Genomic DNA, 14,384 nt, shown 5'->3' with positions numbered 1-14,384 from the left:
CGGCGGTAGATTCGATCGCTATGCAGGAGTTGTCCGCGGGCCCCGATGCGGTGCTTCTCGACTTCACCGACGAGGCCGATCCCGCACGAACTGCGCTCGATGTTGCCGCCGCGCTACGCGGTGCCATGAACGACGGGCATCTGGTCGGAGTCGAAGACCTGATCCCTAGCGCGACGTCAATCCTGGTGCAAGGCAGCACCGGTGGTGGCGTCGATGTACTCGGAATCCATCGGGTCCTTCGAGCGGCGGACCGACCAAGCACCGCAGACGAAGCCGTGCGCCACGTCGAAATACCGGTGCACTACGACGGCGAGGACCTCGACGACGTAGCCGCAACGCTCGGCCTGAGCGTCGACGACGTGATCGAGGCGCATCGCGGGTCACGGTGGCGAGTCCAATTCATGGGATTCGCACCGGGTTTCGGCTACCTGGTACCCGCCGAGGACACCACCAATCCCCTGCTGTCGGTCGCACGACGTTCCCACGCCAGGACGCGGGTACCGACCGGCTCGGTCGCGATCGCAGCGGGCTACAGTGCGATCTACCCACGCGACAGCCCCGGAGGATGGAATCTGTTGGGACGCACCGATGTCGAGCTCTGGAATGAATCTGGCGAACCCCCGGCGCTCCTCGCGCCCGGAACCGTCGTGCGCTTCACCGACGCCGAGATCGACGACGCTCCGCGCGCCGACGACACCGGGGAGCAGCGATGAGAGCCGTCACGATCGTGGCACCCGGTCCGCTGTCGACGATCCAGGATCTCGGTCGTCCGGGCTACCAGCACCTCGGCGTTCCACGGTCGGGTGCCGCGGACCGTTCGGCGATGACCCTCGCCAACAGACTCGTCGGAAATGCCGAGGGTGCTCCGACGATCGAATCGACGCTTGGCGGCCTCGTATTCCGTTGCGACACCGACATACTGATCGCCGTCACCGGCGCCCTGACGGACGTCGTCGTCAACGGCGTCGCCGTGGGCGTGAACACCGCGGTGGTGGCACACGCGGGGTCGGAGGTCTCAGTGGGTACCCCGTCGCAGGGATGCCGCAACTACGTTGCGCTGCGTGGCGGAATCGCCGCATCCCCGACTTTGGGCTCCTGTTCGACGGACACACTGTCGGGAACCGGCCCGGACCCGCTGTCAGCCGGCGATGTACTCGACGTCGGTGGGGAATTCGGTCCGTGGCCCGCGACACTGGTCGCGCCCACCGACAACCGTGCTCGCCCGGTCGTCGAGCTCGAGACATATCCGGGACCTCGCGCCCCTCGCCTCGTCGCCCCCAACAACCTTTTCGCCGGTACGTGGGAGGTGACCCCTGCCAGCAATCGCGTGGGCGTCCGACTTCGACGCCCCGACGACGACTCGTCCCCGACCCTCCGCCATCGCGACGACCTCGCCGAACTCCTCTCCGAGGGCGTTGCCCACGGCTCGATACAAGTGCCACCAGCGGGCGAACCAGTGATCTTCCTGGCAGATCACCCCGTGACCGGCGGTTATCCCGTCGTCGCCGTGCTGTCGGCGCCGGCAGTGTCTGGCGCCGCTCAACTCGTCGCAGGCAACCGGGTTCGCTTCCGCAGCGCCTGATCCCACACACGTGCCGTTGACACACTCGGTGAGACGAACCTAGTGTTTAGTCTCATGACGCACGTCACAGACACCAACACCGCGCCCCTCGACCCCGGCGCCCGCGTCGATCTCGACAACTCGAGCACCTCCGACCGCCTTGCTGTCGATGGTGATCCCGGCACAGGAGCGCACCCCCAGCGGCAGGAGTACCCGCCGCTCGGCCCCGACTCCCTGACCTGGCAGGTGTGGGGAACCTGGACCGGGATGATCCAGGGACTGTGGGCGGGGTCGATGCAGAACATGCACCCGAAGCTCGGCCAGGCCGTCTGGGATCACTCCGACTTCTTCGGCGAACGATGGCAGCGATTGATGCGGTCGCTGTATCCCATCGGCGGCGTCGTCTATGACGAGTACTTCGGTTTCGAGACCGGCAAAGAGGTCCGCGACTATCACCGCCAGATCAAGGGCACGATGCCCGACGGCTCTCGATATCACGCACTCGACCCCGATGTCTTCTACTGGGCCCATGCGACGTTCTGGTACGGAAATGTGCGTCTGTGTGAACGGTTCGGTCCCTGGCTCTCCGAGGACCAGAAGCGACAGCTGTTCGAGGAGTCCAAGAACTGGTATGCCATGTACGGGGTCAGTATGCGTCCCGTGCCCGACACCTACGAGGAGTTTCTCGACTACTGGGACCACATGTGTCGCAACGTGTTACGCGACCATGAGTCCGTACGGACCGTCCTCGACATCTCGACGCTGCCTGCCCCGCCATCCCTGTCCTTCATTCCCGACCGCATCTGGCGCACGGTGATTGCACCGGTGGTGGCTCGCAACCTCATCTGGCTCACCACCGGCTTCTACGACGAGGCCATCCGCGAGATGATGGCACTACCCTGGAGCGACCGCGACGAGAAACTCTTCCGCATTCTCGGCAAGGGCTACAACCTGGTCTTCCATCGGTTGATGCCCACGCGCCTCTGGCGACATCCACGCGGGCGGGACGCGTGGGACAGGGTCAATGGTCGCGTCCCGGTCGACGCTCCGCTGGTCGAAACGCCTTCACGCAACCTGCCCCCGGAATCCGAGCATGGGAAGTCCATGCACTACTGCCCAGTCCACGCCGCAAGGACCGCAACGTATCCGGGGCGGGTTACCCCCGCCGATTGAGTGCCGCCGACTGAGAGCCGCGGGCGGGACTCGTCGGGCGGGGTCGAGGGGCCTTGCCCGACGAGTCCCGCGTCCGGGCACTCACGCGGGTGGCAGGCGGAACGAGCCACGGGTGATTGTCGCTACCGAGATTGATCTCCCACCCGCGGTGATGCACGTCGTCGTGGCATCGTGGGCACAGCAGCGCCCCTTTGCCGCGGTGGTTCAGTGCCCTGACGCTGCGCCCGAGTGCAGAGCCAACATGGACGGCGTCGAGATGCGAGGTGAGGTCGTCACTTCGGGCTCTGCTAGATGTCGCTCTCGGCCATGTTCATCACCACGCGGCCCTCGATCTTCCCGTGTTCCATCTCGTCGAACACGTTGTTGATGTCGCCGAGCTTGCGCACCGAGTACGTCGGCGTGATCTTCCCCCGGGCGTAGAAGTCGAGGGCCTCGCTCATGTCCTTGCGGGTACCGACGATCGACCCGCGGACGGTGAGTCCCAGGAGCACCGTGCTGAAGATGTCGAGGGGGAACTGATCTGGCGGCAGGCCGACAAGAACAACGGTGCCGCCGCGCCGTAGCGATCCCACCGCCTGCGGAAACGCATGCTTGTTGACCGCGGTCACCAACGCACCATGCACTCCTCCGCCCGTTGCCTCTTGTAGTTCGGCTGCGGGGTCGGCGGCCGTTGCGGCGTTGACGGTGATCTCGGCACCGTGGTGTCGGGCCAGTTCGAGCTTCTCGTCGTCGACGTCGACAGCCGCCACCCGACGGCCCATCGCGATCGCGTATTGCACGGCGATATGCCCGAGTCCACCGATCCCGGAGATGAGCACCCACTCACCGGGTTTCGTGTCCGTGCATTTCAGACCCTTGTACACCGTGACGCCTGCGCAGAGGATCGGTCCCACGGCGGCCAGGTCGGCGCCTTCGGGGATGATCGGGCAGTAGCGGGAGTCCACCAGCATATAGCGACCGAAGGAACCGTCGACGGAGTAGCCGCCGTTCTTCTGGTAGGGGCACAGTGTCTCCCAGCCGGTTTCACACCATTCGCATTCGCCGCACGCACTCCACAGCCATGCGTTACCGACGACGTCGCCGACCTTGATGCGCGTCACGTCATCACCGACGGCCACCACCGTACCGACACCCTCGTGCCCGGGAACGAATGGAGGTTCAGGCTTGACCGGCCAATCACCATGGGCCGCATGCAAATCTGTATGGCAGACACCGGTGTAGTCGACACGGACAAGCGCCTCGTAGCCGGTTGGGCTCGGGACATCGATCGAGTCGACGCTCAGTGGTTTGCCGAAGTCGTGGACGACAGCGGCCTGCATGGTGGTGGGGGTGGTCTCCGACGGTGCGTTCATGATTCTCCTGCGCGATCTCGCGTCAGCGTCCGGACGTGGTGGCGTGGCCGTATCGTCCTGATCTCCCGCCCCAGAAGGTGCGCGCCGACCGACTATCCGGATCGGTGACCACCCGGTCACCAACTCACCCCGACGTGCGTAACCCTCGTGACCGTTATATCAGCCACAGGCACGACGCGAAGCCCTTCGGCAGGGTTCCCACCGACGATCGCAGGTGTCCGTCAACTCGGACTCCAGCAAGCTCTCACTGCTGCCCGAGTCCCCGCTGCATCGCGCGCTGCACTCGGGCAGCTTCGCGTTTTGCGTACGGATTAGCTTGTCCTGCACGCGATCCCGCAAGCTTGGCGCCGATGTGCTCGCCGACGGTGATCGGTGAGTATCGGCTACCGGCACCGACACACGACGGCAACGTCGAGATCGTCGCGTCGATGTTGCCGTCGTGGAAATACGCGGCGGAGCGTCGTCGTTCGATTGTGCCGTCGACGATCGGCGGTTTCACGCGGTGCAGCGTCGACATCCAGCGCTCGTTTGTCCAGCGCGCCATGAGGTCACCGAGGTTGATCAGCAACGCCCCCTGTTCGGGTGCGACGTCGTGCCACTGCCCGGTGCTGTCGAGGACCTGAAGTCCGCGGACCTGGTCGGCCCAGAGCACGGTGACGATGCCGTAGTCGGTGTGCTCCCCCATGCCCGTCAACTCACCGTCGATCTCCACCTCGCCGGGCGGGAGCGCGTAGTTGTTCATCCGGAGTACGTCGAGTGAGTGATCGGTGTAGCCGTCGAAGAAGTCGGGTGGAAGGTCGAGCGCGTCGGCGAAGATCCTGGTCAGCGTGTGTGCAACCCGACGCGCCTCGGCGAAGTAGGTCGATACTGCCGCCTGGAAGTGGTCGACCTGCGGCCAGGTGTTGTCGGCGTACTGGTCGTCTGGAAGCTCGAGATCCGGGTACTCCTTGGCCTCGACACCCACGTTGTATGCCTCGAAGAAGTCGTTCATGCGGTTCGCCGATTCGACGCCGAGCGACAACGACAGCGACTCCGACTTCGGCGGCGCGTAGCCGCGGTTGATCTCAGGCGGTGTTCGGTACGCCTTCTTCTCGTCGAGAGGGAGCGCGAAAAAGTCGTCGAGGACTGCGGTGAACTCGTCGATCACCGCAGCGGGGATCTCGTGACCGACGATCTGCATGAACCCGACAGAACTCGCCGCATCATCGATCTGCGCGGCGACGGCAGCCCGTTCGGCTGCGCTCCCGCCTGTGATGTAGGGCGTGATGTCGATCAGCGGAACCCGAAAGTCGCTGCGGGATTCCTCGACGGTGGCAGTCATGCGCTCCATCTTGGCATCGAAACCCCAGGTGCGCTGATCAGCGCACCGTCGGCGACCTCGGCGCTACTACTGTCCCGCGGCCTGCTCGGTGACCCGACTCGCGATGCGGTACCGAACGAATGCCGGAACGGCAAGCGCGGCAAGGACTGTGCCGATCACCACGAAAACGCCACCGCCGGTTGTGGTGAGTGAGACGCCGATCGAGACCGCCACCGCGCCGTGGACGACGTCGGCGATCCGTGGGCCACCCGCGACCACGACGATGAACACACCCTGCAGCCGTCCGCGCACATCGTCGTTGGCAGCGGCCAGAAGGATCGACTGCCGGAATGCGGCCGACGCCATGTCGGCCGCACCCCCGATCATGAGGAGGACGAGCGCGATCGGCAGCATGGGCAACGCGTGGCCATTCGCGAATCCGACGGCGACGCCCGCGCCCGCGATCGCGACACCCCAGATGATCACACAGACGATCACGGCAAGTCCTTGCCGTTGCACCCTGCTCACCCAACCGGAGAACACACCGCCGAGTACCGCGCCCGCGGGGATCGACGCGAACAGCAGCGCGAAGGCCCAGCCGCCATCGATGGGACCGCCGAAGTTCTCGTGCGCCATCTGCGGGAACAACGCCCGGGGCATGCCGAAGATCATGGCGATGAGATCCACCACGAACGACACCATGAGGATCTTGTGCGCACCCAGATAGCGGAGACCATCGACCACCGAACGCAGTCCGGGGACCTTGGGCGCGTCGCCGCTGAGCGGTCGCAGCGCCGGCAACATCACGACAGCAGCCAACGTCGGAATCAGAAAGATGGTGTCCAGCAGATACAGGAGCGGGTAGCCGAGGATCGGTATCAGCGCGCCACCGACGAGCGGACCGGCGATCGCTCCCGCCTGCATGACCGTCATGTTCAACGACAGTGCCGCGGGTAGCTCCTCGTCGGACAGCAGTCTCGGCAGAACCGCCGTCCGGGTGGGCTGGTTCACCGCGAAGAAGGCTTGCTGAATGGCGAAGAGTGACAGGATTATCCAGACATTTCCGACACCGAAGGCCGACTGTGCCCAGAACGCCGCGCTACAAGCGATCAAGCCGATCGTCGTGCAGATCAACAGGATTCGACGATCCAGAACGTCGGCAAGCGCACCGCCCCAGAGACCGAAGATGACAAGCGGTACCAGACCGAAGACTCCGGTCAGTCCTACGTACGCCGAACTTCCCGTGATGGCATAGATCTGGGCGGGTACCGCGACGATCGTCAGCTGTGCACCGATGACGGTGACGATGTTGGCCACCCACAGACGCCGAAAGTAGATGTTGCGCAAGGGCGCAGTATCGGCGAGCAGACGGGGCACCGAAGCAGTTTAGCGGCACGTATGACCGGAACAGAATCGAGGCGACGCTCGCGCTACGGCACAGCGGGAGCCTGTACCGCGTCGGCGAGCTCGCGCAGCGACACCCAGGTACTGGGCGAGAACTTCTCCTGCGCCGGACGACCCATGGACAGCCCGCTGGCGAGCACGGGCTCGTACTCGAAACCGATGACCGCCGCCACACTTGCGCCGACAGTGTCGATCACCAGCTTTCCCAGCGATCCCTGATCGGGGATGGGCAGAGGGTTGTTGATGACGACCACTGCCCGCTCGAGCACCCCCGCCTTGCGCCACTCTCCGAGGAAGGGGCGCGCGCGGTTGAGCAGATCGGGCCGCGGCCCGAGCACGATGACGGGAGTGACCGTGTTCGCCGTGAAGACCTCGTCGGTGAGGTCGGCCAACGTCGTGAGCAGTCGGGCACCAGCGTCGACGACCGGCGACGCCCCGACGCGCCAGACATCCTCGACCGTGTCGACCAGTGGAACGCCCTCGGGCGCCAGATGCAGCCCGGTCCCGAGCTCGGTACGAAGCAGAGCCGGATCGCCGCGACCCTGGAGGCGCAATTCGATGTCGCAGTCGTTACCTGATGCATCAACCCACCAGGATGCCGCGCCCAGTGTCGTCGCTGCGCGGTACTCCGCGAGGAGCGCGGAAATCACCGATGTGCCGACTCCACCCGCAGAACCCACCACGACGACTGCGCTGGATTGCGCAGCCGCTCGGGGTGTGGCTCCCTGCAGGTTGTCGGTCATGACGGTCAGTGGTCGGCTGCGTGCCGGCCCACCTTGGTGACGGTGGGAGCGGAATCGTCGGCCGTCGGTGTGTCTGCCTGGTTCGCGCCTGCAGGGAGATCGACGGCGACCGCTGCCGGAGTCGACTGCGGCGCACCGGCTTCCGTGGCCGTTGCATCGTCGGGCAGTGCGTGACGACCGGCAGCCTCCTGCGGCCAGACGACCTCAGAGCCGGGGACCTGCGCGTCGAGATCGCCGGTCATCTGCTTGGTCATCTCGCGGAAGTGCTGCTCGAGTTGCGCACCGAGCGGTCCGAGTGCCTTGTACGGAGCCTGCGCCTGCTCAGCCGACCACTTCGCGGTCTGCGCACCGACCTTGACAGTGACGTCGCCGCGGTAGTTGACGACGTAGTCGACCGAGGGAAGCCCCTTCTTCGACGCTGCCTCTGCGGGCACCGACAGCTCGAACTGGTTGACGCTGGGGTCGACGGGAGCAGGCTTGGCGTGCTTGGGCTGCCTGGGATTGCCGTTCTCGTCGAGCTTCCACGGTTCCTGCGGATGAGCACCGGGGTCGCCCGCGCCGAGCGTGTACGCGGCGATGCCACCGATCGTGCCACCGATCGTTGCGCCGAGTGCGGCGCCGCCAAGGGCGCCGGCCGCGGCTCCGCCGACTGCACCGACACCGAGTCCGATGAGCGCGCCGCCAGCAGTGGAGGTCGCGGCGGTAGGTGGAGATATCAGGCCACCACCGACGACAAAGCCAATTCCTGCACCAGCACCCGCGCCCACGATCGCACCGGGCAATACCCCGGCGATAGCACCCGGCACGGCGCCAACCGCGGCACCTGTGGCGCCACCGAGTGCAACACCGATGATCGTCGCAGCCGCCTGGCGGGACGCCTTGTCCTTGGGCACGCCGAGTGCGATCAGGTTCTGTGCGATCTTCGCTTCGCCGTAGGCCGACCACGCGTTGATGGAGTTGACGTCCTTGTTCGACATCCCCTTCGGAATGTCGGTGACGAAGTTGCCGACACGAATCTTGTTGGGCGGCGGCGCAATCGGACGCACCGGCGCAACAGGCTTCGGAGCCTGCAACGGAGCGTCCGGAACGGGGCTGTAGTAGGTCGAGTATCCGGGATCCGAGTAGCCGGACTCCTCGTACTGCGGCGCAGCGGTGTACGGCTGGTACGGCGCTTCCTGAGGAGGCGCGGGAATCGATCCCGGCCCGGGAACGTAGGCCGGTGCTGAAGGCTCCGAAGGCTCTGGGGCGGGAGTGGGCGCTGTGCCGCCTTGCTGAGGCGCAGTGTCCGTCGGCGCGGTGCCACCTTGCTGTGGTGCGGAGTCGTTGGGGTTGGTGCCGCCTTGTTCGACAGCCGCCGCCGAGCCCGCTCCCATCGCCGTTGCGATGGAGGCCACAAGAACCGCGGATGTCATGGCCGCCTTCATCGAAGGCCGACGTACGTCCACCGCCGTCTCACGAGCGCGGTTCTTTGCCGACCGTGTCATCGTCGTGTTGTCCCTTTCGTTCCGCTTCCCGGCCCCAAGACCGGGAAGCCCCTGGTGGCGTTGACGATCAGTTCTCGGATTTGATCGAGGAGATCCAGTACTTCCCACCGGCCTGCACAGTACTGATGGTCTGTTGGTACACGATCGGTGCCCCGCCGTTGGGCGGCGATTCCGTGAGTGTCACACCGTAAGTGTTGTTTCCACGGTCGGCGATCGAGAGGCAGTGGGTGGTTCCCACCCCGCGCTGGTTAATGAATTTCTGCATCACGTCCTCGGTGGCAACCGCATTCGGTGTCGTGACCGCTTTCGCCTTCGCCGCAGACCTCTCGACGTAATACGCGTAGTTGAACGCCTTGATCACGCCCGGGCCCGACGTCTGGCCGCCCGCATCCGCACCCGTCGTGACCGAGCCACTCACCGAAGAGGGACATTTCGCCGTAGCCGAACCGGTTTGCGTGGGCGCCACTGAGGACGGCTGCGCGACGGTCGACTCGGACGGGTCGGACCCGGAAAGTGTGACAGCGAGGACCGTGGCAACGACGGCAACCGCGGCAATCGCTGCGGCCGCCGCAACGAGTGTTCCCCGCCTGGTGTGCCAAGCGGCCGAAACATCTGAGTCCTTCCGCTTCTGACGGGTCTTCTCGCGCCAGAGCTCCGCCTGTGAGTCGAGAAACGAGTCGAGATCATCAGCGCCCGATGGGGATGCTGCCGACGGCTGCGGAGTCGCTGCGCTGAGCCGGGTCGTCTGCGCGTCCGGCGCAACTTCGGCAGGCCACTCGGTTCGACCAACGGCGTGTGATCCCACCAGCGCACGGGAGGACTCGCGGGCCAGATCATGCATGGGGGTGGTGCCCGGAGAAGGCCGGGGCGGGAGGTCGGCGAACCACTGCTCGACATCACTCTCGCTCAATCGGCCTCCTCTCCCCGCGCGCGCGCCTGATTCGTCGGAGTGCCGTGATCCCCTCAGCCACGCCCATCAGGGTGCGTGGGACCGCCGAAGTCTGACATCCCCGTCATGCTGACGGGAAGCTTAACGCATGCGAAGAACTTGCTCATGTGGACACGGTTGGATTGCCGACGCGGCTTCACTCTCGTCGTCCTATCGGCTACGCTCCGCTTCCTGTGAAGAAGATCATCGCAGGCGTCCTCGTCGGTGGAGCCTCGCTCATGGGCCTCGGACTCGGCGCCGGTCACGCCGAAGCCAAGATCGAGCCAGGTCACTACGTCATGCAAACAATCGTCTACGGTGCAGTCCCCTCCCCCGAATCCAACGTAAAAGTGGTGGGTAACAAGCTGTTTGCCGACTACTACGGCGTGGGGCCGCAAAATACCTACACCTACGGAATAGCCTCCACCAAGAATGGCGGCATAATTTCGTATGGCGACACCAATCCGGCGTCACAGTGGTTCACCCGCACGGAGTTTCGCAAGACTCGAAACGGTTACGTCGGACGCCAATTCGCGTATGGCGGCATCCCGACCGGCACCGTCTACCTCAAGAAGACAACCCGCCACGCAAACCAGCCGCGCTGAGCAACCCGCAGCATCTCACCAGCCAACCGCTACGGCTGCAGCCGAACCACCCGCCAACAGCCGTCAACCATCGTCACGCGCACGCGATTGTGCAGACGATTCGCGCGGCCCTGCCAGAACTCCACGAAGACCGGCTCGATGCGGTAGCCGCCCCAGTTCTCGGGCACGGGCACCGGATCGCCGTCGTCGAAGCCCCCGAACTGTTCGGCCACTGCCGCAGCCTTCGCCTCCAGGTCGGCGCGACTGTCGATCTCGCGCGACTGCGCCGACGCATATGCAGACAGTTGTGATCCCCGCGGTCGGTTGTTCCAGTACGCCAGCGTCTCGGCGTCACTCACCTTGTTGACGGGCCCCCGGAAATGCACTTGCCGTTCCAGAGCGATCCACGGAAATGTCACCGCAGCGAAGGGGTTGGCCTCCAGATCATGACCTTTGTCGGAGTCGTATCCGGTGAAGAAGACGACGCCCTCGGCGTCGACTCCCTTGCACAGCACGGTGCGCGTCGCCGGAAGTCCGTTGAGGTCCACTGTGCCCACGACCATCGCGTTGGGTTCGGGGATGCGCGCCGCGACGGCTTCCCGCAGCCACACCATGAACAACTCCAGCCAGGGCGGGTCACCCTCGAGCCAGCTCGGATCGAGGTTGTCGCGCACACCGTCAGCGCCTGCCGCGCGATCACCGTCGCCGACATTGGGTGGAATGCCACCGCCGTAACCGACGCGCATTCCGGGCAGGTCGATGGGGTCGTTGTCCACCCTGCAGACGCTACTCCGGAGACGATCCCGTCTCCCACCGATGGCTCAGACGCCCGGGTGCCCGGCACCCACGGGTGCCCTAGAGTGCAGGTGACGGCGCCCGCGCCCGGCGCCTCAGGTGTGGTGTGGAGAGAGGTGGGCTAGAGATGGCCAGCAGAATCCCCGACGACTTCGTACCCGGCCTCGAAGGCGTCACAGCCTTCACGACCGAGATCGCCGAACCCGACAAGAACGGTGGCAACCTGCGGTATCGCGGCGTCGACATCGAGGATCTCGTCGAGAACGGCGTCACTTTCGCCGACGTCTGGGCACTGCTGGTCGACGGACGATTCGGCGACGGCCTGCCTCCCGCCGAACCCTTCCCACTGCCGATTCATACCGGCGACGTCCGCGTCGACGTGCAGGCCGCACTCGCCATGCTCGCTCCGATCTGGGGCTACCAGCCGCTGCTCGACATCAACGACGCCACGGCCCGCGCCAACCTCGCGCGAGCATCGGTGATGGCGCTGTCGTACGTCGCGCAGTCGGCACGCGGCATCCACCAGCCCGCCGTCCCGCAACGCATCATCGACGAGTGCCCCACCGTCACAGCACGTTTCATGACGCGCTGGAAGGGCGAGCCCGACCCCAGACACATCGCCGCGATCGACGCCTACTGGGTGAGCGCTGCCGAGCACGGCCTCAACGCGTCGACCTTCACCGCGCGCGTGATCGCATCGACCGGAGCCGACGTCGCAGCCGCGCTCTCGGGCGCGATCGGCGCAATGTCGGGACCGCTTCACGGCGGCGCACCGGCACGGGTGTTGCCCATGATCGAAGAGGTCGAAAAGACCGGTGATGCAAGGGGTTTGGTCAGGGGAATCCTCGACCGCAAAGAGAAGCTGATGGGCTTCGGGCATCGCGTCTACCGAGCCGAGGACCCGCGAGCGCGCGTATTGCGCCGCACCGCATCCGAACTCGACGTTCCGCGGTACGAGGTGGCTTCGGCACTCGAGCAGGCGGCGCTGACCGAACTGCGCGAACGTCGACCCGACCGCGCGATCGAGACCAACGTCGAGTTCTGGGCTGCGGTGATCCTCGACTTCGCCGAGGTCCCGCCGCACATGATGCCCGCCATGTTCACCTGCGGCCGCACGGCCGGGTGGTGTGCGCACATCCTCGAGCAGAAGCGCCTCGGCAAACTGGTCCGCCCCGCCGCGCTCTACACCGGAGCAGCCCCGCGTCGACCTGAGGACGTCGAGGGCTGGGGAGATGTGGTCAAGCCCGGGTTGTAGAGAGCAGGGGCTTACGCGAGGCCAGATCGGCGCGCCGCACGGAGGCACCAGCAGCACGCGTAGCAGGGGCGCAGCGTAGTGGCCGAGGCCACAACCCTAGAATTGCGCCCATGAGCGACGTCGCCATCGAATCCATCACCATCCCCGCAGAACTGCTGCCCTCCGACGGCCGGTTCGGCTGCGGACCGTCGAAGGTGCGCCCCGAACAACTGCAGTCGCTGGTCGACATCGGCGCCTCGGTGATGGGTACCTCCCACCGCCAGGCACCGGTGAAGAACGTCGTGGGCTCGATCCGCGCCGGTCTGGCCGAGCTGTTCTCGCTGCCCGAGGGCTACGAGGTGGTGCTGTCCAACGGCGGTACCACGGCCTTCTGGGATGCCGCGGCGTTCGGGCTGATCAAGCAGCGTTCGCTGCACCTGACCTACGGCGAGTTCAGCTCGAAGTTCGCGACCGTCGCCAAGAAGGCTCCGTTCCTGGATTCCCCGGCCGTGATCTCGACCGATCCGGGCACCGCCCCGGATCCCGCCGCGCTGACGGTGGACGACTTCGGCGGCGTCGACCTCATCGGCTGGGCGCACAACGAGACGTCGACCGGTGTCGCGGTCCCCGTCATCCGTCCCGCAGGTTCGGACGACGCGCTGATCGCCATCGACGCGACGTCGGGTGCAGGCGGCCTGCCGGTCAACATCGCCGACACCGATGTCTACTACTTCGCGCCGCAGAAGTGCTTCGCCTCCGACGGCGGTCTGTGGATCGCGGTGATGAGTCCTGCGGCACTCGAGCGGGTCGACCAGATCGCACACACCGATCGTTGGTGCCCGGAGTTCCTGTCGCTGCCGACGGCCGTCGACAACAGCGCGAAGAACCAGACCTACAACACCCCGGCACTGGCGACCCTGCTGCTCTTGGACAACCAGATCCAGTGGATGCTGGGCAACGGCGGCCTCGACTGGTGCGTCGCACGCACCGCCGACTCGAGTTCGCGGCTGTACTCCTGGGCCGAGGCCAGCGAGTTCGCGACGCCGTTCGTCACCGATCCCGCACTGCGCAGCCAGGTGGTCGGAACCATCGACTTCTCTGACGACGTCGACGCCGCAGCGGTCGCGAAGGTCTTGCGCGCCAACGGAATCGTCGATACCGAGCCGTACCGCAAGCTGGGCCGCAACCAGTTGCGCATCGGCATGTTCCCGGCGATCGAGCCCGACGACGTCAGCACCCTGACCGCCGCGATCGACTACGTCGTAGGCAAGCTCTGAAATTCGCCGAACGCGGCTCGAGTCGGCAGACGCGGTTGGTACACCGACCGCGTCTGCCGGTCCGGGCCGCGTTTGGCGATTGACGCCCCGTTCGGGTACGACCTGCGGATTTGCCGCGTGTCCCGGCCGTCTCGGGCGGATGGGTGGTCTAACCTGACGACAATGCCCGCACTCATGGCCACCAGAGGAGGAGCAGATGATGCGTGAACTTCGGGTCGTCGGCGTTGATGTCGACGGCGCGCATGTCATCTGCCAGGACACCGAATCCGGTGAGCGATTCAAGCTCGACGCCGACGAGCGGCTCCGCGCTGCCGCACGCGGTGACCTCTCCCGCCTCGGACAGATCGAGATCGAAATGGAATCGTCGCTGCGCCCCCGCGAAATCCAGTCCCGCATCCGTGCGGGAGCGAGCGTCCAGGAGGTCGCGGCGGTCGCCGGAGTGCCGACGGACAAGATCGAACGCTTCGCCCACCCCGTGTTGCTCGAACGTCAGCGGGCAACCGAACTCGGAGCACTCGCACATCCGATACGCCACGACGGGCCGTCGAC

The 14,384-nt window shown here is 65.8% G+C and carries 14 protein-coding genes and 1 pseudogene; 7 read left to right on the top strand and 8 right to left on the bottom strand.

The genetic code is table 11. From position 1 onward, the window contains the following. Positions 1 to 20: 20 nt before the first annotated feature. Genes GOOTI_RS12870 through GOOTI_RS12860 form a run of 3 tightly spaced genes read left to right on the top strand, consistent with a single transcriptional unit; the run spans position 21 to position 2,734 of the window. Positions 21 to 713 (top strand): 5-oxoprolinase subunit B family protein, encoded by a 693-nt coding sequence (locus GOOTI_RS12870; RefSeq protein ID WP_007239029.1) that lies wholly within the window; start codon positions 21 to 23, stop codon positions 711 to 713. Continuing rightward, entirely contained in the window at positions 710 to 1,582 is an 873-nt protein-coding gene (locus GOOTI_RS12865) for a 5-oxoprolinase subunit C family protein (protein WP_007239028.1), read from the top strand. Before GOOTI_RS12870 ends, GOOTI_RS12865 begins: the two co-directional genes overlap by 4 nt. Before the next feature lie 54 nt (positions 1,583 to 1,636). Further along, positions 1,637 to 2,734 carry an oxygenase MpaB family protein gene (locus GOOTI_RS12860; RefSeq protein WP_039994064.1) on the top strand — a complete coding sequence of 366 codons (1,098 nt, stop codon included), beginning with the start codon at positions 1,637 to 1,639 and terminating at the stop codon, positions 2,732 to 2,734. Here the strand turns inward: GOOTI_RS12860 and GOOTI_RS27355 are convergent. From GOOTI_RS27355 to GOOTI_RS12830, 7 genes and pseudogenes are all read right to left on the bottom strand, one after another. Continuing rightward, a pseudogene (locus GOOTI_RS27355) lies at positions 2,718 to 2,924 on the bottom strand (hypothetical protein); the annotation flags it as partial. The gene GOOTI_RS12860 and the pseudogene GOOTI_RS27355 overlap by 17 nt on opposite strands. Positions 2,925 to 3,021: 97 nt before the next feature. Next, positions 3,022 to 4,086 (bottom strand): alcohol dehydrogenase AdhP, encoded by a 1,065-nt coding sequence (gene adhP / locus GOOTI_RS12855; RefSeq protein ID WP_007239026.1) that lies wholly within the window; start codon positions 4,084 to 4,086, stop codon positions 3,022 to 3,024. 244 nt (positions 4,087 to 4,330) lie between these two features. After that, positions 4,331 to 5,416 (bottom strand): isopenicillin N synthase family dioxygenase, encoded by a 1,086-nt coding sequence (locus GOOTI_RS12850; protein ID WP_007239025.1) that lies wholly within the window; start codon positions 5,414 to 5,416, stop codon positions 4,331 to 4,333. 57 nt (positions 5,417 to 5,473) lie between these two features. Continuing rightward, a complete protein-coding gene (locus GOOTI_RS12845) occupies positions 5,474 to 6,763 on the bottom strand; it encodes an MFS transporter (protein WP_007239024.1) in 1,290 nt (429 codons plus the stop codon). 53 nt (positions 6,764 to 6,816) lie between these two features. After that, the gene (locus GOOTI_RS12840) at positions 6,817 to 7,533 is read right to left on the bottom strand and encodes a hypothetical protein (RefSeq protein ID WP_007239023.1); all 717 of its coding nucleotides are present in this window, start codon (positions 7,531 to 7,533) and stop codon (positions 6,817 to 6,819) included. A gap of 5 nt (positions 7,534 to 7,538) precedes the next feature. Continuing rightward, positions 7,539 to 8,945, bottom strand: coding sequence for a hypothetical protein (locus tag GOOTI_RS12835; protein ID WP_007239022.1), 1,407 nt, complete (start codon positions 8,943 to 8,945; stop codon positions 7,539 to 7,541). 139 nt (positions 8,946 to 9,084) lie between these two features. Beyond that, a complete protein-coding gene (locus tag GOOTI_RS12830) occupies positions 9,085 to 9,927 on the bottom strand; it encodes a DUF8176 domain-containing protein (RefSeq protein ID WP_007239021.1) in 843 nt (280 codons plus the stop codon). 212 nt (positions 9,928 to 10,139) lie between these two features. On the opposite strand from GOOTI_RS12830, the gene GOOTI_RS12825 reads away from it, so the two are divergent. Beyond that, entirely contained in the window at positions 10,140 to 10,550 is a 411-nt protein-coding gene (locus tag GOOTI_RS12825; RefSeq protein ID WP_007239020.1) for a hypothetical protein, read from the top strand. 29 nt (positions 10,551 to 10,579) lie between these two features. Here the strand turns inward: GOOTI_RS12825 and pdxH are convergent, their stop codons facing one another. After that, positions 10,580 to 11,275, bottom strand: coding sequence for a pyridoxamine 5'-phosphate oxidase (gene pdxH, locus GOOTI_RS12820; RefSeq protein ID WP_051997966.1), 696 nt, complete (start codon positions 11,273 to 11,275; stop codon positions 10,580 to 10,582). A 176-nt stretch (positions 11,276 to 11,451) separates the two neighbouring features. Between pdxH and GOOTI_RS12815 the strand changes: the two genes are divergently transcribed. The 3 genes from GOOTI_RS12815 to sepH all read left to right on the top strand — a co-directional run. Further along, a complete protein-coding gene (locus GOOTI_RS12815; protein WP_007239018.1) occupies positions 11,452 to 12,579 on the top strand; it encodes a citrate synthase 2 in 1,128 nt (375 codons plus the stop codon). A gap of 110 nt (positions 12,580 to 12,689) precedes the next feature. Beyond that, positions 12,690 to 13,835: a phosphoserine transaminase gene (gene serC, locus GOOTI_RS12810; RefSeq protein WP_007239017.1), complete on the top strand. Its 1,146-nt coding sequence runs from the start codon at positions 12,690 to 12,692 to the stop codon at positions 13,833 to 13,835. A 199-nt stretch (positions 13,836 to 14,034) separates the two neighbouring features. Then, the coding region (gene sepH / locus GOOTI_RS12805) for a septation protein SepH (RefSeq protein WP_138985275.1) at positions 14,035 to 14,384 on the top strand (350 nt) is incomplete at its 3' end.

This window comes from Gordonia otitidis NBRC 100426 (assembly GCF_000248075.1).
GTDB classification, from domain to species: Bacteria; Actinomycetota; Actinomycetes; order Mycobacteriales; family Mycobacteriaceae; genus Gordonia; species Gordonia otitidis.
This window is presented reverse-complemented; position numbering and strand designations above follow the sequence as displayed.

Excerpts from the sequence above, each read along its gene's own strand:
- GOOTI_RS12870 (WP_007239029.1), top strand. The coding sequence starts at position 21 with ATGCAGGAGTTGTCCGCGGGCCCCGATGCGGTGCTTCTCGACTTCACC.
- GOOTI_RS12865 (WP_007239028.1), top strand. The coding sequence starts at position 710 with ATGAGAGCCGTCACGATCGTGGCACCCGGTCCGCTGTCGACGATCCAG.
- GOOTI_RS12860 (WP_039994064.1), top strand. The coding sequence starts at position 1,637 with ATGACGCACGTCACAGACACCAACACCGCGCCCCTCGACCCCGGCGCC.
- adhP (WP_007239026.1), bottom strand. The coding sequence starts at position 4,086 with ATGAACGCACCGTCGGAGACCACCCCCACCACCATGCAGGCCGCTGTC.
- GOOTI_RS12850 (WP_007239025.1), bottom strand. The coding sequence starts at position 5,416 with ATGGAGCGCATGACTGCCACCGTCGAGGAATCCCGCAGCGACTTTCGG.
- GOOTI_RS12840 (WP_007239023.1), bottom strand. The coding sequence starts at position 7,533 with ATGACCGACAACCTGCAGGGAGCCACACCCCGAGCGGCTGCGCAATCC.
- GOOTI_RS12835 (WP_007239022.1), bottom strand. The coding sequence starts at position 8,945 with ATGACATCCGCGGTTCTTGTGGCCTCCATCGCAACGGCGATGGGAGCG.
- pdxH (WP_051997966.1), bottom strand. The coding sequence starts at position 11,275 with ATGCGCGTCGGTTACGGCGGTGGCATTCCACCCAATGTCGGCGACGGT.
- GOOTI_RS12815 (WP_007239018.1), top strand. The coding sequence starts at position 11,452 with ATGGCCAGCAGAATCCCCGACGACTTCGTACCCGGCCTCGAAGGCGTC.
- serC (WP_007239017.1), top strand. The coding sequence starts at position 12,690 with ATGAGCGACGTCGCCATCGAATCCATCACCATCCCCGCAGAACTGCTG.